General features: G+C 59.7%; 20 protein-coding genes. 11 read left to right on the top strand and 9 right to left on the bottom strand.

Annotation, left to right across the window (positions count from 1 at the left end):
* Positions 1–19: 19 nt before the first annotated feature.
* Positions 20–391: a YcfL family protein gene (locus HNR03_RS12780; protein ID WP_222588953.1), complete on the bottom strand. Its 372-nt coding sequence runs from the start codon at positions 389–391 to the stop codon at positions 20–22.
* 12 nt (positions 392–403) lie between these two features.
* Complete coding sequence (locus HNR03_RS12775; protein WP_259153953.1) at positions 404–1801, bottom strand: COG3014 family protein; 1398 nt, start codon at positions 1799–1801, stop codon at positions 404–406.
* A gap of 166 nt (positions 1802–1967) precedes the next feature.
* Between HNR03_RS12775 and HNR03_RS12770 the strand changes: the two genes are divergently transcribed.
* Positions 1968–3866 (top strand): FTR1 family protein, encoded by a 1899-nt coding sequence (locus HNR03_RS12770; protein ID WP_259153946.1) that lies wholly within the window; start codon positions 1968–1970, stop codon positions 3864–3866.
* 107 nt (positions 3867–3973) lie between these two features.
* Positions 3974–4429: a YaiI/YqxD family protein gene (locus HNR03_RS12765; RefSeq protein WP_150653930.1), complete on the top strand. Its 456-nt coding sequence runs from the start codon at positions 3974–3976 to the stop codon at positions 4427–4429.
* Between the two features lie 34 nt (positions 4430–4463).
* Here HNR03_RS12765 and elbB read toward each other — a convergent pair whose 3' ends face one another.
* Positions 4464–5132 (bottom strand): isoprenoid biosynthesis glyoxalase ElbB, encoded by a 669-nt coding sequence (gene elbB / locus HNR03_RS12760; RefSeq protein WP_259153945.1) that lies wholly within the window; start codon positions 5130–5132, stop codon positions 4464–4466.
* 115 nt (positions 5133–5247) lie between these two features.
* Between elbB and HNR03_RS12755 the strand changes: the two genes are divergently transcribed.
* Entirely contained in the window at positions 5248–6483 is a 1236-nt protein-coding gene (locus tag HNR03_RS12755) for a sterol desaturase family protein (RefSeq protein ID WP_259153942.1), read from the top strand.
* Here the strand turns inward: HNR03_RS12755 and HNR03_RS12750 are convergent.
* On the bottom strand, positions 6464–7087 hold the full coding sequence (locus HNR03_RS12750) for a DedA family protein (protein ID WP_090178226.1): 624 nt from the start codon (positions 7085–7087) through the stop codon (positions 6464–6466). The two genes, HNR03_RS12755 and HNR03_RS12750, sit on opposite strands and share 20 nt — an antisense overlap.
* A gap of 205 nt (positions 7088–7292) precedes the next feature.
* Between HNR03_RS12750 and hemB the strand changes: the two genes are divergently transcribed.
* Both hemB and ppk1 read left to right on the top strand, forming a co-directional pair.
* Positions 7293–8306, top strand: coding sequence for a porphobilinogen synthase (hemB, locus tag HNR03_RS12745; protein ID WP_259153939.1), 1014 nt, complete (start codon positions 7293–7295; stop codon positions 8304–8306).
* An 18-nt stretch (positions 8307–8324) separates the two neighbouring features.
* On the top strand, positions 8325–10553 hold the full coding sequence (gene ppk1 / locus HNR03_RS12740) for a polyphosphate kinase 1 (RefSeq protein WP_259153937.1): 2229 nt from the start codon (positions 8325–8327) through the stop codon (positions 10551–10553).
* A 154-nt stretch (positions 10554–10707) separates the two neighbouring features.
* Here the strand turns inward: ppk1 and ppx are convergent, their stop codons facing one another.
* The 5 genes from ppx to HNR03_RS12715 all read right to left on the bottom strand — a co-directional run bounded on the left by ppx (position 10708) and on the right by HNR03_RS12715 (position 15274).
* Positions 10708–12210 carry an exopolyphosphatase gene (gene ppx, locus HNR03_RS12735; protein ID WP_259153935.1) on the bottom strand — a complete coding sequence of 501 codons (1503 nt, stop codon included), beginning with the start codon at positions 12208–12210 and terminating at the stop codon, positions 10708–10710.
* A gap of 217 nt (positions 12211–12427) precedes the next feature.
* Positions 12428–13165, bottom strand: a complete 738-nt coding sequence (locus HNR03_RS12730; RefSeq protein WP_090178234.1) for an amino acid ABC transporter ATP-binding protein — start codon at positions 13163–13165, stop codon at positions 12428–12430.
* A complete protein-coding gene (locus HNR03_RS12725) occupies positions 13152–13802 on the bottom strand; it encodes an amino acid ABC transporter permease (RefSeq protein ID WP_259153933.1) in 651 nt (216 codons plus the stop codon). The genes HNR03_RS12730 and HNR03_RS12725 overlap by 14 nt, the downstream gene beginning before the upstream one ends.
* Positions 13799–14467, bottom strand: a complete 669-nt coding sequence (locus HNR03_RS12720) for an amino acid ABC transporter permease (RefSeq protein ID WP_222588942.1) — start codon at positions 14465–14467, stop codon at positions 13799–13801. Before HNR03_RS12720 ends, HNR03_RS12725 begins: the two co-directional genes overlap by 4 nt.
* Before the next feature lie 21 nt (positions 14468–14488).
* Positions 14489–15274, bottom strand: coding sequence for a transporter substrate-binding domain-containing protein (locus tag HNR03_RS12715; RefSeq protein WP_259153931.1), 786 nt, complete (start codon positions 15272–15274; stop codon positions 14489–14491).
* Between the two features lie 256 nt (positions 15275–15530).
* On the opposite strand from HNR03_RS12715, the gene HNR03_RS12710 reads away from it, so the two are divergent.
* The 6 genes from HNR03_RS12710 (at position 15531) to HNR03_RS12685 (ending at position 20936) form a co-directional block, all read left to right on the top strand.
* The gene (locus HNR03_RS12710; protein ID WP_259153930.1) at positions 15531–16238 is read left to right on the top strand and encodes a FadR/GntR family transcriptional regulator; all 708 of its coding nucleotides are present in this window, start codon (positions 15531–15533) and stop codon (positions 16236–16238) included.
* A 120-nt stretch (positions 16239–16358) separates the two neighbouring features.
* A complete protein-coding gene (trxA, locus tag HNR03_RS12705; RefSeq protein WP_003206727.1) occupies positions 16359–16688 on the top strand; it encodes a thioredoxin TrxA in 330 nt (109 codons plus the stop codon).
* 250 nt (positions 16689–16938) lie between these two features.
* Complete coding sequence (rho, locus tag HNR03_RS12700; protein WP_007942421.1) at positions 16939–18198, top strand: transcription termination factor Rho; 1260 nt, start codon at positions 16939–16941, stop codon at positions 18196–18198.
* A 48-nt stretch (positions 18199–18246) separates the two neighbouring features.
* Positions 18247–18432 carry a hypothetical protein gene (locus HNR03_RS12695; protein WP_259154175.1) on the top strand — a complete coding sequence of 62 codons (186 nt, stop codon included), beginning with the start codon at positions 18247–18249 and terminating at the stop codon, positions 18430–18432.
* A 69-nt stretch (positions 18433–18501) separates the two neighbouring features.
* On the top strand, positions 18502–19968 hold the full coding sequence (gene ubiD, locus HNR03_RS12690; protein WP_222588939.1) for a 4-hydroxy-3-polyprenylbenzoate decarboxylase: 1467 nt from the start codon (positions 18502–18504) through the stop codon (positions 19966–19968).
* On the top strand, positions 19968–20936 hold the full coding sequence (locus HNR03_RS12685) for a CDP-6-deoxy-delta-3,4-glucoseen reductase (RefSeq protein ID WP_259153913.1): 969 nt from the start codon (positions 19968–19970) through the stop codon (positions 20934–20936). Before ubiD ends, HNR03_RS12685 begins: the two co-directional genes overlap by 1 nt.
* The last annotated feature ends 122 nt before the right edge of the window (positions 20937–21058 follow it).

Raw genomic sequence — 21058 nt, 5'->3', positions numbered from 1 at the left:
AAGGTCTCAAGTGGGCGGTTCACGGCGTATTGATCTCCAGGCGGAAATCCACGGCTTGGGGCACGGGCGCAATGGCCGGCACAAAACTGGTTTGCCCGGCGTACAGGGTCAAGCTTTTCCAGGTGTCGGCTTCGGCCACTGGAAAACCTTCCGGCCCCATCCACAAATAGCGGTAATAGAGCGTTCGATTGTGGGTGTCGGTGTTGCTCAGCTGCGCACTGACTGTCAGGAAACCGTTCTCCCTGGCCATGCGCATGGGACCGATTGCCACGTCCTCAATCGGTCCAGTGGCCAGCACTTTGCTGGCGGCACTGCCCGGCTCCGGTGGCGGTGGGGTAGCGCAACCAGCCAACAGGGCCAGCGCGACAATGGCGAAGCGTTTCAATCCCATGAAATTCTCCGTTCAGGGGCGGGCAGGGCTGGCTGCAGCCTGCGGTGCGGGAAGGGGGGCGAGTTGCAAGGCAATATCAGCGGCGAATCTGCGGCGACCCACCGCGCGCAAGCTGAAGGCTTGATGTGTCTGTTCCACCTTGAAGCTGACCGGTGTTGCGTCCGGCGCATTGGGCACGGTCAGTTGATGCACGCCTTTCTTAAGTCGCAGGCGGGCGACCAGCGTCTTGTCCGGCAGTGTGCGCCAGACGCGGGTGTCGGCATCCTCGCGTTGCGTCTGCAGCAGGAGTGTTTCCTCAAGCTTCTCGGGCCTGTGTTTTTTCAGATAAGCCAGGTATTCGACATTGGACCGGGCGCGATGGAGCGTGCGTTGAATAATGCCCGGCATGTCGTCACGCAAGGTGCGCCGTGACATGTCGCCGAAGCTGTTGAGCAGCGTCAGCTTGTGTTTTTTGCCGTCCACCATAACGAAGTCCACGGGGGGCGTGGAGGTGTCGGGGACGATGATCGGGAACGACATGTTAGTGATGTAGGTTTCACCCTCGACATCTACCGAAATCGGCACGCGCACCGAACTGCGAGCCGGCGCCAGCCCGGTTTGCACAATCAGCAGGACATCACTTTCACCCGCCTTCAGCGGGGATTTGGCCAGGTTACGCAATGATTGTTCGAGCAGCGGCGTATCGGGGCGCAGTTCAATGGCTTGGCGATAGCCCGGCGCGGCGAGGTCTTTCTCGTCCAGCGTTTCATAGATGAAACCGGCGAGGTAATGGCTGAACGCACTCTGGTAGCTGTTTTTCAGTGCGATCACTTCTGGGGCATCGAGGGTCGCTACCGGGTAGCCCTGAAGGTCCTGGAATTTCATCGCGACCCCTTGCTCTTTCGCCTGGGTTTCCAGTTCCAGATATTGCTTGTCACGTTTGTCGGCAATGGTTGCTTCGCGCTCGTGGGTTTTCTTGATCATGACGCGCGCCAGTTCCGTTTCGGAGCCGGAGAGCAGCATCAGGGCCATTTGCGTGGTCAGGGCGACTCTCTCGAAATCGTAGCCATCGTATAAGCGCACCTTGTCGTTGGCGCTGTAACTGTTGAACTCGGTGAATTTTTTGAAGGGGACGAACATGGGCGAATTGTCCCACCCTTCGATCAACCGGTCGGCGTAGTCCCAATGTTGATAACTGTCGGGGAAATTACCGCTGAGGCGCAGCAATTCGCCTTTTTCGAAGTGATAAAGCAGGTCGCCCGGAGGAATGGGGTTGTTGCGGTCGAGTACGGCAACCGCATCGTCGAGCTGACCGGCCTTGAAATAATCGAGGGTCTCGTTCAGTTCGGCGTTGTAGTCACGCATGGTAGGACAGCCACTCAGTAGCAGGCACGCACTGAGTACAAACATGAAGCGCAGGCGGTTGGCCATTTGCGGTGTGTCTTCCTTGAAAATAAGCCGCCATGAGGCGGCAAATTATAGACTTGAATGATGGCACTTTGTTCCTGCACTTCAGCGGCCGCCGCAGACAAAGCTTGAGTGAATGACATCGGAAGTGAACAATGTATTACTTCGTATTCCCAATTGAGATTCATTAATGACTGCCCCGTCCCGATTTCTGGCCTGGCTGGTGTTTCCCCTGTTTGCCTTGTGCAGTTTCAATCTGCTGGCTGACACCGTAGAAGGTGCGCCGCAAGCGCTGCATTTGCTCGATTACATCGGCGCGGATTACCCGGACACGGTGCAAGCGGGCAAGGTCATTGATGAGGGTGAATACCGCGAGCAGCTGGAATTCATCAAGGTGTTGCAAGGCTTGATCGCTGCAATGCCGGCCAAGCCGGAAAAAGACGGGCTGGAGCAGGGCATCAGCACGCTGCGTAACGCCATTTCTGCGCGTCAGGACGGTGCGGACGTCGCCCGCCAGGCCCGCCAGCTCGGTGCGAAACTGGCCGTGGCTTATGAAGTCAGCCAGGCGCCGATCATTACCCCGGATCCGACACGGGGTGCGCCACTGTACGCTCAGCATTGTTCGGTTTGTCATGGTGATACGGGGGGCGGTGATGGCCCGGCCGGTGTCGGTCTGACGCCGCCACCGGCCAATCTGCGTGATGCCTCGCGACTGGATCGCCTGAGTTTGTATGCGATCTACAACACCTTGGGGATGGGCGTCGAAGGCACCGACATGCCGGCCTTCGCCGATCAGCTGGATGATCGGCAGCGCTGGGACCTGGCGACCTACATTGCCAGCTTCAGTGCCGCCCCGGCCATAACCAAAGCCGAAAAAACCTACAACATTGCCGACCTGGCCCGTCAGACCCCGGCCGAAGTGCTGGCCGCTGACGGCCCACAAGCTGCGGCGACCTTCCGTGCACAGCGCGCACAACCGGCGCAGGTCAAGCGTGGCCCGGCACAATTGCTCGATTACACCGCCGCCACGTTGGACAAGAGCATCGCCGCCTACCGTGCCGGCGATCACGATCAAGCCTATGACCTGTCGGTAGCGGCGTATCTGGAGGGCTTCGAGCTGGTTGAAAGCTCGTTGGACAACGTCGATGCCAACGTGCGCAAGGACACCGAGAAATCGCTGATGGCTTACCGTCAGTCGTTGCAGGACGGTTTGCCGGCGGCCGAGGCGCAGCTGCGTCTGGACGCGGCCAAGGCCAAGTTGAAGCAGTCGGCGGGTTTGTTGGGCAGTGATGGCTTGAGCTGGTCCCTGAGTTATATCTCCGGCCTGCTGATTCTGCTGCGTGAAGGGCTGGAAGCGATTCTGGTGCTGGCGGCGATCCTCGCATTCCTGCGCAATACCGGCCAGCAATCGGCGGTGCGCAGTGTCAACATCGGTTGGGGCCTGGCGCTGTTGGCGGGCCTGGGGACCTGGGCGGTGGCGGCCTATGCGATCGATGTCAGCGGATCGCAACGGGAATTGCTGGAAGGTGCGACAGCGTTGTTTGCTGCCGTCATGGTCCTCTGGCTCGGCGTGTGGATGCACGACCGTCGCCACGCCGCGGCCTGGCAGGATTACATAAAGAGCAGTCTGGTGGGCGGTGGCGGACGTTTCGGGTTTGCGACGCTGGCGTTCTTCTCGGTGTATCGCGAACTGTTCGAAGTGATTTTGTTCTACGAGACCTTATGGTTGCAGGCTGGGCCTGCGGGGCATAACGCGGTGCTCGCCGGTGGTGCGACGGCGCTGGTGCTGCTGGTCGGCCTGGCCTGGGTGATCCTGCGGGGTTCGGCGAAGTTGCCGCTGGCGTTGTTCTTCAGCATCAACGCCGGTTTGCTCTGTGCATTGTCGGTAGTGTTTGCCGGACATGGCGTGAAGGCATTGCAGGAAGCCGGCATCTTTGGCACTCGGCCGGTGGCGTTCTTCGACTTCGATTGGCTGGGGATCCACGCGGATGCGTATTCGCTGAGTGCCCAGGCGGTGGCGATCATTGCGATCATCGTGTTGTATGGGCGTAGCTGGATGGCGGAGAAGCGGCGGGTGCCGGCTTCTTAAGAGCATTCGCTGCGCTCATATTCGCGGGCAAGCCCGCTCCCACAGGTTTAGCGTTAACCTTGCGGGAGCGGGCTTGCCCGCGATGCTTTTCAAAAGAGGAAAACACAATGCGTGTCTGGATCGATGCAGACGCCTGTCCACGGGCGGCCAAGGATCTGGTGGTGAAGTTTGCGCTCAAGCGTCAGTTCGAAGTGGTGCTGGTGGCGGGACAGCCGCAGATCAAGCCGGGCCTGGCCCTGGTCAAGCTGATCGTGGTGCCGAGTGGCCCGGATGCAGCGGACGATTATCTGGTGGAGCACGCGGTGCCGGGTGAACTGGTGATTTGCAGCGATGTACCGCTGGCGGATCGGCTGGTGAAGAAGGGCGTCGCAGCGCTGGACCCGCGAGGCAAGGAGTTCGATGCGCAAAACATGGGCGACCGGCTGGCGGTGCGCAACCTGTTCACCGATTTGCGTGAACAAGGTCAAATGAGTGGCGGGCCAGCGCCGTTTGGCGAGCGGGAGAAGCAAGCGTTCGCCAATGCGCTGGACCGGATCCTGACACGGCTGACACGCAAAGCCTGAGCCTTGCAAAGAGCCCGCTCCCACTTAGTCCGTGTTACACATCATTCTCGTGGGTCAGTTCAAGGACGCGGTCGATCAGTTTGTTGATCCCCGACGCCGCTTCGCTGATCGATTGAGCCAGCATATAAGCCGGGGTGCTGACCAGTTTGCGCGCCTTGTCTTCAACAATGTCGGTCACCGCGCAGTCAGCGTGGGTCGCGCCCATCTTGTTCATGGCGGCAGCGGTATCGGCGTCATTACCGATGGTGCAGGTCACGCCCGGCCCATAGATCTTGGCCGCCAGCGCTGGCGAAATGCAGATCAGGCCGACCGGTTTCCCCGCTTCGGCGAACGCTTCGGTCAAGGCCAGGACATCCGGTTGCACCGTGCACCCAGCGCCTTCGATGGCGAAGTTCGACAGATTCTTGGCCGCGCCGAAACCGCCAGGCACGATCAGCGCGTCGAAGTCTTCGACGTTGGCCTCACGAATATCCTTGATGTTGCCCCGGGCAATCCGCGCCGACTCCACCAGCACATTACGCGACTCGGGCATTTCGTCGCCGGTCAGGTGATTGATCACATGCAACTGCGCGATATTGGGGGCAAAGCATTGCACCTGAGCGCCACGCTGGTCGAGTCGCAGCAGGGTGATCACGCTTTCGTGGATCTCGGCGCCGTCATACACGCCACAACCGGAAAGGATCACTGCGATTTTTTTGCTCATGGGTTTTTCTCCAGATTCATGGCGTTAAATGTCCACTAATTTGTCACTCGTTGCCATAGGGTTAATTCACGGCTACACCTAGCATCTGTCCTCAAGATTCCGATCAGGGCGCGTCATGGACTTCATTCTGTATGCGGTGCCGTTCTTCTTTGTGTTGATTGCCGTCGAGCTGCTCGCTGATCGTTGGCGCGGGGTGAGCAACTATCGGGTGGCGGACGCGATCAACAGCATCAGCACCGGCGTGTTGTCGACCACCACCGGCCTGCTGACCAAGGGTGTCGGCCTGGTCACCTACGCCTTCGCCCTCAAGCATCTGGCGCTGTTCGAACTCTCTGCCGACAGCGTCTGGGTCTGGGTGTTTGCCTTTGTCCTCTATGACTTCTGTTACTACTGGCTGCATCGCATGGGCCATGAGCGCAACATCCTCTGGGCCGCGCACTCGGTGCATCACCAGAGCGAGGACTACAACCTCTCCACAGCCTTGCGCCAGACCAGTACCGGTTTCCTGTTGAGCTGGATTTTCTACTTGCCGATGGCGGTGGTCGGGGTGCCGCTGCTGGTGTTTGTCAGCGTTGCGGCGTTGAACCTGCTGTATCAGTTCTGGGTGCATACGCGGCACATTCCCAAGCTTGGCTGGTTCGAGTGGTTCTTCGTGACGCCGTCCAATCATCGGGCCCACCATGCGCAGAACGCTCTCTACATGGATCGCAACTACGGCGGGGTGTTCATTATTTGGGACCGCCTATTTGGCTCGTTCCAGGAAGAGGATGAAAACGAACCGGTCATCTTCGGCGTGACCACGCCCCTGGCGAGCTGGAATCCGTTGTGGGCCAACGTGCAGTTTTACGCGCAGCTCTGGGACGATGCGCGGCGGGCCGAAAGCAAGTGGGACAAGGTGCGGATCTGGTTCATGCGCACCGGTTGGCGGCCGGCGGATGTGGCGGCCAGGTACCCGATGAGCAAGCCGGACTTGAGCCAGTTCCGTAAATTCGAGGTGCCAGTGGACGGGCGCCAGCAGCTGTATGTGGCGGTGCAGTTCTGTGTCTACATCGCGCTGGGCAGCTACCTGATGAATCTAGAACCGAGTTTGCCGACCGCGGCGCTGGTGCTCGGCTGGAGTGCCGTGGCGCTGGGTCTGTTTACATTGGGCATGGCCCTGGAGAATCGCCCGCAGGCGCTGAAGCTGGAACTGCTGCGGCTGGCATCGAACGTGCCGCTGGTGTGGCTGGCGCCGCTGGTCGGGTTGTGGCCGGCCAGCGCGGTGGGTTGGGTCGGCTTGCTCAGTTACAGCCTGCTCAGCGGGATCGGTCTCTACTGTTGCAGAAACCGCTTTACTCGACTGGCGTCTTAGTCTCGGCAGCCTTGGCCAGTTCAGCCTGCTCGTCGGCGTAGATCTTCTTCGCCAGGCGGGCATTCTTGAAGCGGCGGCGCAGCCACAGGCACAGCCCCAGCAGGAGCAGGGCACCGAGCACCCACAGCTCGTACTTCTTGACGCTGCCCAGCATGCCTTCAAGCACCGCGCCGAAGTGATATGCGGCAGCAGCCAGCGCGGCGGCCCAGACTGCAGCACCAATCCCGTTGAGCAGCAAATAACGTCCTGGCGGATAACCCGACAGGCCGATGGCCACCGGCATCACCGTACGCAGGCCATAGACGAAGCGGAAGCTCAGCACCCAGATGTCCGGGTGTTTACGAATATGTTCCAGCGCGCGGTCACCCATCAATTGCCAGCGCGGTTTGCGCGCGAGCAATTTGCGGCCGTGCTTACGCCCGAGGAAATACCACAGCTGATCACCGGCATAACTGCCACAGAACGCCACAATCGTGACGATCTGGATGTCCATGTATCCGCGGAACGCGAGGAAGCCTGCGAGAACCAGAATGGTTTCGCCTTCGAAGAACGTACCGAGAAACAGGGCGAAGTAGCCGAATTCCTGAAGAAATTGTTGGAGCATTGTCTGGATGCTGGCGAAATGAACGCGCAGCCTAACCCTTCGTGCACATTCATGAAAGTGTCCAAATGTGTCTCGACGTGAACATTTCCTACAAGGACAATGGAATGCGACTACCTGCCACAGGGGTGCACATAACTGTAATACGACGGTCATAATGGTCGCTTATAACTGTCACGCTCGCCCCCAGCGGGCTCAGGAGTCTGCCGTGAGCTTTACCCCCGCCAACCGTTTGTTTCCTGCAACCCGCCTGCGCCGCAACCGTCGTGATGATTTTTCGCGTCGACTGGTTCGTGAAAACGTGTTGACCGTCGATGACCTGATCCTGCCGGTATTTGTGCTGGACGGTGAAAACCGTCGCGAAGCTGTAGCGTCGATGCCGGGCGTCGAACGCCTGACCATTGATCTGTTACTTGAAGAGGCGGCCAAGTGGGTCGAACTGGGGATTCCCGCGCTGGCGCTGTTCCCGGTGACGCCGCCGGAACTCAAGTCCCTGGACGCCGCTGAAGCCTGGAGCCCCGACGGTATCGCCCAGCGCGCCACTCGCGCCTTGCGTGCGCAGTTCCCTGAGCTCGGTGTGATCACTGACGTCGCCCTGGATCCGTTCACCACCCACGGTCAGGACGGCATTCTCGACGAGGAAGGCTATGTGCAGAACGACATCACCGTCGACGCGCTGGTCAAGCAGGCCTTGTCCCACGCCGAAGCCGGTGCTCAGGTGGTGGCCCCATCGGACATGATGGACGGTCGCATCCAGGCGATTCGCGAAGCGCTGGAGCTGGCCGATCACGTTAACGTGCGGATCATGGCTTACTCGGCCAAGTACGCCAGCGCCTATTACGGCCCGTTCCGCGATGCGGTGGGGTCGGCGCTGAACCTGGGCAAGGCCAACAAGGCGTCTTATCAGATGGACCCGGCCAACAGCAATGAAGCCCTGCATGAAGTGGCTGCGGACTTGTCAGAAGGCGCAGACATGGTCATGGTCAAGCCTGGCATGCCGTACCTGGATATCCTTTACCGGGTCAAAGAAGAATTTAAAGTGCCGACCTTTGTTTATCAGGTCAGCGGTGAATACGCCATGCACATGGCGGCGATACAGAATGGCTGGTTGAGTGAAGGGGTTATCCTCGAATCCCTGACCGCTTTTAAACGAGCAGGGGCTGATGGCATCCTGACTTACTTTGCCGTGCGTGCCGCTCAATTGTTACGAGAGCAAAAATAGCCCTCACAGGAACATTCCATGAATACCGAAGGACTCACTGAAGTTGCCGTAAAAGACGCTCAACCCCTGGTGGAGCAAATCACCGAGACCCCGCCGGAGCTGGAACCAGCTCCCGTCGTGGTGGTGGCCGATGGCGCAGCCGCAGCGGTGGCCCCGGCGATTGCCATTCCCGGTCTGGATGACAGTAGCCTGTATATCCACCGCGAGCTGTCGCAACTGCAGTTCAATATCCGCGTGCTGGAACAGGCGCTGGACGAGTCCTATCCCTTGCTGGAACGGCTGAAGTTTTTGCTGATCTTCTCCAGCAACCTGGACGAGTTCTTCGAAATTCGTGTGGCCGGCCTGAAGAAGCAGATCACCTTCGCCCGTGAACAGGCGGGCGCCGATGGCCTGCAACCGCATCAGGCCCTGGCCCGCATCAGCGAGCTGGTACATGGTCACGTCGACCGCCAATACGCGATCCTCAACGACATCCTGTTGCCGGAACTGGAAAAACATCAGGTCCGCTTCATCCGTCGTCGTCACTGGAACACCAAGATCAAAACCTGGGTGCGCCGCTATTTCCGCGACGAGATCGCTCCGATCATCACCCCGATCGGCCTCGACCCGACGCACCCGTTCCCGTTGCTGGTGAACAAGAGCCTGAACTTCATCGTCGAGCTCGAAGGTATCGACGCCTTTGGTCGCGATTCCGGGCTGGCGATCATTCCGGCACCGCGCCTGTTGCCGCGTATCATCAAACTGCCGGAAGAAGTGGGCGGGGCTGGCGACAACTATGTGTTCCTGTCGTCAATGATCCACGCGCACGCCGATGACCTGTTCCAGGGCATGAAGGTCAAGGGCTGCTACCAGTTCCGCCTGACCCGAAACGCCGATCTCGCGGTCGACACCGAAGATGTCGAAGACCTGGCCCGCGCGCTGCGCGGTGAATTGTTCTCCCGTCGCTACGGTGATGCGGTGCGCCTGGAAGTGGCCGACACGTGCCCGAAACAACTTTCCGACTACTTGCTCAAGCAGTTCAACCTGCACGAAACCGAGCTGTATCAGGTCAACGGTCCGGTCAACCTGACCCGGTTGTTCAGCATCACCGGCCTGGACAGCCAGCGCGCGCTGCAATACACGCCGTTCACGCCGCAGATTCCGAAACTGCTGCAAAACAGCGAGAACATTTTCAGCGTGATCAGCAAGCAGGACATTCTGCTGCTGCACCCGTTCGAGTCGTTTACCCCGGTGGTCGACCTGCTGCGTCAGGCTGCCAAGGACCCGCATGTGTTGGCGGTCCGTCAAACCCTTTACCGTTCCGGTGCCAACTCGGAAATCGTTGATGCGTTGGTGGATGCGGCGCGCAACGGCAAGGAAGTCACCGCGGTGATTGAATTGCGCGCACGGTTCGACGAAGAGTCCAACCTGCAACTGGCCAGCCGTCTGCAAGCGGCCGGTGCGGTGGTGATTTACGGTGTGGTCGGCTTCAAGACTCACGCCAAGATGATGCTGATCCTGCGTCGCGAGGCTGGCGAAATCGTGCGCTACGCCCACTTGGGGACTGGCAACTACCACGCGGCCAACGCCCGTCTGTACACCGACTACAGCCTGCTGACGTCCGATGACGCCTTGTGCGAAGACGTCGGCAAACTGTTCAGCCAGCTGATCGGCATGGGCAAAACCCTGCGCATGAAGAAGCTGTTGCACGCGCCGTTCACGCTGAAGAAGGGCATGCTCGACATGATTGCCCGCGAAACCCAGTTCGCCCTCGACGGCAAACCGGCGCACATCATCGCCAAGTTCAACTCGCTGACCGATCCTAAGATCATCCGCGCGTTGTACAAGGCCAGCCAGTCCGGGGTGCGTATCGATCTGGTGGTGCGCGGCATGTGCTGCCTGCGTCCGGGCATCGCCGGGGTCTCGCACAACATCCACGTACGCTCGATCATCGGTCGTTTCCTGGAGCACACCCGGGTCTTCTACTTCCTCAATGGCGGTGAAGAACAGATGTTCCTCTCCAGCGCCGACTGGATGGAGCGCAACCTCGACAAGCGCGTCGAGACTTGCTTCCCGGTGGAAGGCAAGAAGCTGATCATGCGGGTCAAGAAGGAGCTGGAGCTTTACCTGACCGACAACACCCACAGCTGGAGCTTGCAGGCGGACGGTCGTTACATCCGCAACACACCAACCGGCAACCAGAACCCGCGCAGTGCGCAGGCGACGTTGCTGGAGCGTCTGGGCAGCCCGATCCTGGCGGTGCGTTAACGCTCGCGATGGGGGCAGCATATTCAACATTTATGTTGACGGTCAGTCCGCTATCGCGAGCAAGCTCGCTCCCACAGGGGGGGGCGTCGTCTGCCGAATCGCGGACACAAAAAAGGCCTTCCGAAGAAGGCCTTTTTTATTTCAGCGAACGTTTTTAGCGAACGTTCAGGATGAACCCTACGCGGGTCAGCCATTCCGCTTCCAGGGCGAAGTCGGCCTGGGTCAGCTGGTTTTCGTCCAGCCAGTTTTCCGGGAACAGCACATCGAGGTTCTCGCCGTTGGCTTGCAGCATCACCTGAGGCATTTCCTGGGTGCCGCGGATGTGATGGAACAGGATCGCAAAGCGCAGCAGCACGCACAGGCGAATCAGCTTGATGCCTTCGTCGCCGAACTCGGCAAACTTGTCCTTGGGAATATTGCGACGGTGGCCCCGTACCAGTAGCGCGAGCATCAACTGGTCTTCGCGGGAGAACCCGGCCAGGTCCGAGTGCTCGATCAAGTAGGCGCCGTGCTTGTGGTACTGATAGTGGGCGATGTCCAGGCCCACTTCATGCACCTTGGCCGCCCAGCCCAGCAATTCACGCCAGACGCCGTCGTCCAGATCCCAGTCTTCGGCGACCTGATCAAAGGCATGCAGCGCTTTGCGCTCAACGCGTGCCGCTTGTTCCAGATCGACGTGATAACGCTCCATCAAGGAGCTGAGCGTGCGCTCACGGACGTCTTCGTGATGATGACGGCCCAGCAGGTCGTAGAGCACTCCTTCGCGCAGGGCGCCTTCACAGTGGTCCATGCGTTGCAGCTCGAGGGCGTCGAAGATCGCTTCGAGAATCGCCAGACCAGCGGGGAAAATCGTCCGACGGTCGGGCTTGATGCCTTCAAAGTCGATCTTCTCGACGTCGCCGAGTTTGAACAGTTTGCGCTTGAGCCAGGCCAGGCCTTCGGCATTGACCTCACCGGCACCGTGGCCGCCGGCCTTCAGCGCCAGGCCAATGGCGCGAATGGTGCCCGAGGAGCCGATGGCTTCATCCCAGGTCAGGCGGTGCAGGGCGTGCTCGATGCTCATGATCTCCAGTCGCGCCGCGGTGTACGCCTGGGCGTAACGGGCCGGGGTGATCTTGCCGTCCTTGAAATAACGCTGGGTATAACTGACGCAGCCCATTTGCAGGCTTTCGCGCAGCAGCGGTTCGAAGCGCTGGCCGATGATGAACTCGGTACTGCCGCCGCCGATGTCGGCGACCAGGCGTTTGCCCGGGGTGTCGGCAAGGGTGTGGGACACGCCTAGGTAGATCAGGCGCGCTTCTTCACGGCCGGAGATGACTTCCACCGGGTGACCGAGGATTTCTTCGGCGCGGCGGATGAATTCGTTACGGTTACGGGCTTCACGTAGGGCGTTGGTGCCGACGATCCGCACGGCGCCTGGAGGCATACCGTTGATCAGTTGGGCAAAACGCTTGAGGCAATCGAGCCCGCGTTGCATGGATTCTTCGCTGAGCTGACGCTCTTCGTCGATGCCGGCGGCCAGCTGAACCTTCTCCCCGAGACGTTCGAGAATACGGATTTCGCCATTCTGGGCCTTGGCCACGACCATGTGAAAGCTGTTGGAGCCCAGGTCGATCGCGGCGATCAGGGACAGATTCTTGGCTTGGGATTGCGGCATGATCAGGGGGTCTCGGTCGATTACCTCGACATCGTGCCACGATCAAACGCTGGCGCCAACGCGTAGCGTTCAATGCCTTGATCCAGCGCAGTCATACCGGTGACCGCTGGGTGGCCAATCGCGAGCAGGCTCGCTCCCACAGGTTTTCTGTGCAGTCATCCATCTCGCGTACGACACAGAACCAATGTGGGAGCGGGCTTGCTCGCGATGGCGCCCTTCAGACCGCCGCCTCAACCGTTCCGATAAAATTCGCCAGCTCCGCCGTCTGCGGATTGGCGAACAACACCTTCGGATCCCCCACCTCATGCACCTTGCCCTGATGCATGAACACCAACTTATCCCCAACCTCCCGGGCAAAACGCATCTCATGGGTGACCATAATCAAGGTCATCCCCTCCCTGGCCAGTTGGCGAACCACGCTGAGCACCTCGTTGACCAGTTCCGGGTCCAGCGCCGAGGTGATCTCGTCGCACAGCAACACTTTTGGCGACATCGCCAGGGCCCGGGCAATCGCCACTCGCTGCTGCTGTCCACCTGACAGCCGATCCGGGAAAGCGTCAAACTTCTCCCCCAGCCCGACCCGCTCCAGCATCTCCCGGGCCAGCACGGCCGCTTTGGCTTTAGGCACTTTCTGCACCACTTGCGGCGCGAGCATGACGTTCTCGCCCACGGTCAGGTGCGGGAACAGGTTGAACTGCTGAAACACCATCCCGACTTTCTGCCGCAAGCTGCGCAGGTCGGCGCGAGCGGCATCCAGGTATTCACCGTCGACTTCAATCACGCCATCGTTGATCGACTCCAGGCCATTGAGCGTGCGCAGTAACGTCGATTTGCCCGAGCCGCTACGGCCGATGATCGCCACGACCTGGCCTTCCTCGACGCTCAGGTCGATGCCTTTGAGCACATGGTGGTCGCCGTAATATTTATGCAGGGCCGAAATTCTAAGCAGAGGCATGCAGTCTCCTTTCCAGGTAGCGCGCGCTGAGGGACAAGGGGTAGCAGAGCAGGAAATAGCCAAGGGCCACGAGGCCGTAGACCATGAACGGTTCGAAAGTCGCGTTGGCGAGCATGCCGCCGGTCTTGGTCAGTTCTGTGAAGCCGATGATCGAGGTCACGGCGGTGCCTTTGACCACTTGCACCGAAAATCCCACCGTCGGAGCCACGGCGATGCGCAGGGCTTGCGGCAGGATCACGTAGCGCAATTGCTCCAGCGGGTTGAGCGCCAGGCTCGACGAGGCTTCCCATTGGCCGTTGGGAATCGACTCGACGCAGCCGCGCCAGATCTCCGCCAGGTAAGCACTGGTAAACAGCGTCAGGGCCAGCGCCGCCGCCATCCACGGTGAAATCTCCACGCCGGCCAGGGCCACACCGAAGAACACCAGAAACAGCTGCATCAACAACGGCGTGCCCTGAAACAGTTCGATGTAGGTGCGGGCGACGTTGCGTGGCAGGGACTTTTTCGAAATGCGCATGACCATGATCAGCAAACCGATCAAGCCGCCGCCAATAAACGCCACCAGCGACAGTGCCAGCGTCCATTGCAGGCCGGTGAGCAGGTTGCGCACGACGTCCCAGAAGGTGAAATCGCTCATTGGCTGCTCCTTGCGATGTAGCGCCGACCGATCCAGTTCAGCAGTTGGCGGATCAGCAAGGCCATGCACAGATAAAGCAGCGTGGTCAGGGCGTAGGTTTCAAACGCGCGGAAGTTGCGCGATTGAATGAAGTTGGCGGCGAAGCTCAGTTCTTCGGTGGCGATCTGCGAACAGACCGCCGAGCCGAGCATGACGATGATGATCTGGCTGCTCAGCGCCGGCCAGACCTTGCCCAGCGCCGGCAGCAAGATCACGTGGCGAAAGGCTTCGAAGCGGGTCATCGCCAGCGCGGCAGCGGCTTCGAGCTGTCCACGGGGAATCGCCTGAATGCCCGCGCGAATGATCTCGGTCGAGTAAGCCCCCAGGTTGATCACCATCGCCAGCACCGCCGCCTGCCATTCTGAAATCTGCAGGCCCAGCGACGGCAAGCCGAAGAAGATGAAAAACAACTGCACCAGAAACGGCGTGTTGCGGATCAACTCGACGTAAATCCCGAAAATCACCGAGAACGGGCGAATGTTCCACGCCCGCACCAACGCCCCGACGATGCCCAGCCCTACGCCCAGCACCGCGCCGATGGCCGTCAACTCAAGGGTGAACAGCGCACCGCGCAGCAGCAGGTCGGTGTTTTGCACCACCGGTATGAAGTCGAACTGATAGGCCATATCAAATCTCCCGAGCGACGATCAGAGATCGGCCGGCAGCGGCTCTTTGAGCCAGGTTCGGGAGTTTTTCTCCAGCGCACCGTCAGACTTGGCGGTCGCGAGGATCTGGTTGACCTTGCCCAGCAGCGCCGGCTCGTTCTTGTTCACGCCGACATAGACCGGCGAATCCTTGAGCTTCACTTTCAACGCAGGCACACGCTTCGGACTTTTTTCGCTGATCGCGACCATCACCACGTTGCCGCTGGCGATCAGGTCGACTTGCCCGGCGAGGTACGCGGCGATGGTCGAGTTATTGTCTTCAAAGCGCTTGATGGTCACGCCTTCGGGGGCGACTTTGGTCAGTTCGATGTCTTCGATGGCGCCACGGGTGACGCTGATGGTCTTGCCCTTGAGGTCGTCGAGGCTTTTGATGTCGGCGTCTGGCGGGCCGAACACGGCGAGATAGAACGGCGCGTAGGCACTTGAGAAGTCGATGACTTTCTCGCGCTCCGGGTTTTTACCGAGGCTTGAAATCACCAGGTCGACCTTGCCGGTGGTCAGGAACGGGATGCGGTTGGTGCTGTTGACCGGGGTCAGTTCGAGTTTGACCTTGAGTTGGTCGGCCAGCAGCTTGGCGGTGTCGATATCGAGGCCGCGCGGTTTCATGTCGGAGCCAACCGAGCCGAATGGCGGGAAGTCCTGTGGCACGGCCACCTTGAGGACGCCGCGTTTGACCACGTCCTCCAGTCCGTCGGCATGGGCGGGCACCTGGCTCAGCATCAGGCTGGCAAACAGGGAGGCGAGGAGGGCGCTGTAACGCAGGGTCATGGCAAATCTCCGGATCGGCGAGAAGTAATTTCTGCGGATCGACAGAGCACGGGCCATGCCAAGAATCGGTTTTGGGGGTTGCAGGCCACGGTTTTGCTGGGTTGATTCGGTCTTACTGGTCTGAACAGTTGCGCCGGGATTCGCACCCCGATGGCGCATCGGCCTGAACCTTCGAACCCCCATGGGGCACGACTTGCCGGGCGTCGCGAATAGCTTTAAAACTAGCGGCACATTCGCCTGGTCCGTCTGAAAAAACATGAACTCGATCTCCCGAGCCGTACCTGAAGTGGCGCTGCAAGCCATCCGCAAACTCATCACCGAGCAGGGTTTTGGGCCAGGCGATGCCTTGCCCTCGCAGCGGGACCTGGCGGTGCAGTTGGGAGTCAGCCGTGCGTCGTTGCGCGAGGCGCTGTCGTCGTTGAGTGCGTTGGGCGTGATCAGCATTCAGCCCGGTAAAGGCGTGTTCGTGCAGTCGCCGGTGGACCTGTCACGGTCAGAAGCCGCGTTGAGCTGGCCGTTCGCGGCCCAGGCCTCACCGCTGGATATCTTCCAGTTGCGCTATGCCCTGGAGGGTTTCGCCGCCGGTTTGGCCGCCGGGACCCTGAGTACGCAGGAACTCGATGCGCTGGAAGACAACGTCGCTGCCATGCGCAACGAACTGAAGGCCGGTGATTTCGAGGCGGCAGCGCGACTGGACTTCGAATTCCACCGGCGGATCCTGCTCGCCAGCGGCAATCAGGCGATGCTGAGCATCCTGACGGCCAGCGCCGAGATCTTTCTGGAAAGCCAGAAGCTACCGTTCATCCGGGCCGAAAGGGCCCTCGAAACCTGGCAGGAACACCGTAAAATCCTTCGTGCGCTGGCTCGGCGCTCGTCCTCCGCGGCACAGAAGGCCATGCATGAGCATGTGCGCAACGCGGCACTGCGTACAGGAATTGCCTTCGTCGCTCCCGCCACCTCCTGACTTGAGCTATACCCAAACTCATGCGCCACCATAGCGAGACTCAATCATCTGCACCTTCCTGAACGAGGGAAGGGCGGCTATGATGGGCCACGTTTTTTTGCTTACAACCTGGAGACTTCCATGAGCAGCGATCTTATCAAACACGTTAGCGACGCTAGCTTCGAGGCCGACGTACTCAAGGCCGAAGGCGCTGTACTGGTCGACTACTGGGCTGAATGGTGCGGCCCTTGCAAAATGATCGCTCCTGTTCTGGACGAAATTGCTGAAACCTACAAAGGCAAGCTGACCGTTGCCAAGCTGAACATCGATGAAAACCAGGAAACCCCGGCCAAGCATGGCGTACGTGGCATCCCGACCCTGATGCTGTTCAAGAACGGCAACGTTGAAGCGACCAAGGTCGGCGCACTGTCGAAGTCGCAACTGGCTGCTTTCCTCGACGCCAACATCTAAGCGTCGTTGTAAAGTGTCCGAAAAAAAGGCCCCGCACATTGCGGGGCCTTTTCGTTATTCAGGGCTAGACGCTCTGAAACTCAGGTGGTACATTCGGCCCCGCACTGGTTTCTCCATTGCCCCCTGCTAGCCGTCGCCGACGCACTCCTTTTCGAATAAGTACGCGATCCTGTCGCCTTCTCTGCGGCGCGGCCTCATTAAGCCAAAAGCTTAATTTCCCCCCCTCCATAAATGATTACGTCATTCCTATATGAATCTGACTGAACTCAAGCAAAAGCCGATTACCGAACTGCTCGAATTGGCCGAACAGATGGGCATAGAAAATATGGCCCGTTCGCGCAAGCAGGACGTGATTTTCTCCCTGCTCAAAAAGCACGCGAAAAGCGGCGAGGAAATCTCCGGTGATGGCGTGCTGGAGATTCTCCAGGACGGCTTCGGCTTCCTGCGCTCCGCTGACGCTTCCTATCTCGCCGGCCCAGACGATATTTACGTCTCGCCGAGCCAGATCCGCCGTTTCAACTTGCGCACCGGTGACACCATCGTTGGCAAGATCCGCCCTCCAAAGGAAGGCGAGCGTTATTTCGCACTGCTCAAGGTCGACACGATCAACTACGATCGTCCCGAGAACGCGAAAAACAAGATTCTCTTCGAGAACCTGACCCCGCTGTTCCCGACCGTTCGCATGAAGATGGAAGCCGGCAACGGTTCCACCGAAGACTTGACCGGTCGTGTCATCGACCTGTGCGCCCCGATCGGCAAAGGCCAGCGCGGTCTGATCGTTGCACCGCCCAAAGCGGGCAAGACGATCATGCTGCAGAACATCGCGGCGAACATCGCACGTAACAACCCTGAAGTTCATCTGATCGTGTTGCTGATCGATGAGCGTCCGGAAGAAGTAACCGAAATGCAGCGCACCGTGCGCGGCGAAGTGGTTGCCTCGACGTTCGACGAACCGCCAACCCGCCACGTGCAGGTTGCCGAAATGGTGATCGAGAAGGCCAAGCGCCTGGTCGAACACAAGAAAGACGTGGTGATCCTGCTCGACTCCATCACCCGTCTGGCCCGCGCCTACAACACCGTGATCCCGAGCTCCGGCAAAGTCCTCACCGGTGGTGTCGATGCTCACGCACTGGAGAAACCGAAACGTTTCTTCGGCGCTGCACGGAACATCGAAGAAGGCGGCTCGCTGACCATCATCGCCACCGCGCTGGTTGAAACCGGCTCGAAGATGGATGAAGTGATCTACGAAGAATTCAAAGGCACCGGCAACATGGAACTGCCTCTGGATCGTCGTATCGCTGAAAAACGCGTCTTCCCGGCCATCAACATCAACCGTTCCGGCACCCGCCGCGAAGAGTTGCTGACCGCCGACGACGAGTTGCAGCGTATGTGGATCCTGCGCAAGCTGCTGCACCCGATGGACGAAATCGCTGCCATCGAGTTCCTGGTCGACAAGCTGAAGACGACCAAGACCAACGACGAGTTCTTCTTGTCGATGAAACGTAAGTAAGACGGTTTTCAGCCGTCAGGAATGGCGCCCTTCGGGGCGCCATTTTTTTTGCCTGAAAAGTTTGATGACGCAGGACTTTGCCGCGTCGAGCTCGATGTTCACTCGCTGTATACCGATGACAATCAGCTGTCTGAGGTCGGTGCCTGCTTCATCGCGCCGGTGCTTGAGCCGCTGTTCAAGCGCTTGCAAACCCTGGCAGCTCTGAGCAACGGCAACGTGAATGCGGCCAAGTAAGCAGCGATAAGCTGCCAGCGGGCGGCAGAGCAGGTAGGATGTACGCCTATTTTAGGGGTGCCATCGTCAATGAAATTCAAGGACCTTCGGGATTTCGTGCAGCAGCTTGAGCAGCGCGGAGAGTTGAAACGCATCAAGATCCCCGTCTCTCCAGTGCTGGAGATGACCGAAGTCTGTGATCGCACGTTACGGGCAAAAGGCCCGGCGCTGCTGTTCGAAAACCCGACCGGGTACGACATCCCGGTCCTCGGCAACCTGTTCGGCACCCCCGAGCGGGTGGCCATGGGTATGGGGGCCGAGGCGGTCAGCGAGCTGCGCGAAATCGGCAAGTTGCTGGCGTTCCTCAAAGAACCCGAGCCACCGAAGGGCTTGAAGGATGCCTGGTCCAAACTGCCGATCTTCCGCAAGATCATCGCCATGGCGCCGAAAGTCGTCAAAGACGCGGTGTGCCAGGAAGTGGTGATTGAAGGCGACGACGTCGACCTCGCGATGCTGCCGGTGCAGACTTGCTGGCCAGGCGATGTCGGTCCGTTGATCACTTGGGGCCTGACCGTCACCAAAGGCCCGAACAAGGATCGCCAGAATCTCGGCATTTATCGCCAGCAAGTGATTGGTCGCAACAAGGTGATCATGCGCTGGCTGAGCCACCGTGGCGGCGCGCTGGATTACCGTGAGTGGTGCGAAAAGCATCCCGGCCAGCCATTTCCGGTGTCCGTGGCACTGGGTGCTGACCCTGCGACCATTCTTGGCGCCGTGACGCCGGTGCCGGACAGCCTCTCCGAATATGCATTCGCCGGTCTGCTGCGCGGCAACCGCACCGAACTGGTGAAGTGCCGCGGCAACGACCTGCAAGTGCCGGCCACCGCCGAGATCATCCTGGAAGGCGTGATCCATCCGGGCGAGATGGCTGATGAAGGTCCTTACGGCGATCACACCGGTTACTACAATGAAGTCGACAGCTTCCCGGTGTTCACCGTCGAGCGCATCACCCACCGGATCAAACCGATTTATCACAGCACCTACACTGGCCGTCCGCCGGATGAGCCGGCGATTCTGGGCGTGGCGCTGAACGAAGTGTTCGTGCCGATCCTGCAGAAACAGTTCCCCGAAATCACCGACTTCTACCTGCCGCCCGAAGGCTGCTCCTACCGCATGGCCATCGTGACCATGAAGAAGTCGTATCCGGGTCACGCCAAGCGGGTAATGCTCGGTGTCTGGTCGTTTTTGCGACAGTTCATGTACACCAAGTTCGTTATCGTCACAGACGACGACATTAACGCGCGAGACTGGAACGACGTGGTCTGGGCCATCACTACGCGCATGGACCCCAAGCGCGACACGGTGATGATCGACAACACGCCGATCGACTACCTCGACTTCGCCTCGCCGGTCTCCGGCCTGGGGTCGAAGATGGGGCTCGATGCCACGCATAAATGGCCGGGCGAAACCACTCGCGAGTGGGGCCGGGTCATCGTCAAGGACGAAGCCGTGACCCAACGGATCGATGCCATCTGGAATCAGTTAGGAATAGATTGATGCGTGTAACCTTGCAGCCCTCCGGAGCAGTGCTTGAGATATTGCCCGGCGAGCGGATTCTCGATGGCGCGCGGCGCCTGGGCTATGAATGCCCGCAAAGCTGCCGCAACGGCAATTGCCATGTGTGCGCGGCCTTGCTGGTGGAAGGGCGGGTCGAACAGGCCGGCGGTGTGCGCGATCATGGCGAGTTCTACACTTGCATAGCAGAGCCGCTGGAAGACTGCATCGTGCTGTGGGATGGCGTGCTTGCGCTGGGAGAACTGCCGGTGCGCAGCTTGTCGTGTCAGGTCATTGAATGCAGGGACGTCGGCGGGGATACCTTTCGCGTGCACCTGCGAGCGCCGGCCGGCAAGCCGCCGCGCTATCACGCCGGTCAGTATTTGATGATCGAGCGCGAGAACGGCGAGAAATCCGCCTTCTCCCTGGCCTCGGCACCGCACTCGGGGCGCGACCTGGAAATCCATGTGCTGGCGCGCGAAAGCAGTGCGCTGAATCTGATCGAGCAACTTCGGCGCAATCCGATGGTGCGCATCGAGATGCCGTTCGGCGACACCCACCTGGCGGAATTGCCCGACGGTCCGCTGGTGCTGATCGCCGCTGGTACAGGCATGGGCCAGATCCACAGCCTGATCGAACATTGCCGGGCAACCGGCTTCAAGCACCCCGTGCATCTGTATTGGGGCGTGCGCCGTCCTGAAGACTTTTATGAAATCGAACATTGGGATGAGTGGCTGAAGCTGCCCAACCTGTTCCTGCATAAAGTCGTCAGCGATCAATGCGGCTGGCAAGGGCGTTGCGGGATGCTGCACGAGGCGGTGTGCGAAGATTTCCCGGACCTGAAGGCCTTGCATGTCTACGCCAGTGGCTCACCGGCGATGGTCTACGGCACGCTGGATGCGCTGGTGGAAGCGGGGATGGACGCTCACCAGATGCGCGCAGACGTTTTTGCGTATGCGCCGCGATCTTGATCCTCGATCTTGATCCTCGATTTTAAATCGTTATAACTCTCTATATAGCCGATCGGTATTTATAGATTTATATAAATGCCGGTAGGTTATAACTCGTTCAGGTAATTATTCAAAAACAGTGC

Origin of the sequence: Pseudomonas sp. JAI111, assembly GCF_024809425.1 — a bacterium.
In the GTDB taxonomy this organism is placed as follows: domain Bacteria; phylum Pseudomonadota; class Gammaproteobacteria; order Pseudomonadales; family Pseudomonadaceae; genus Aquipseudomonas.
The sequence above is the reverse complement of the archived record's forward strand: the minus strand, read 5'-3'. Positions and strand labels throughout refer to the sequence as shown.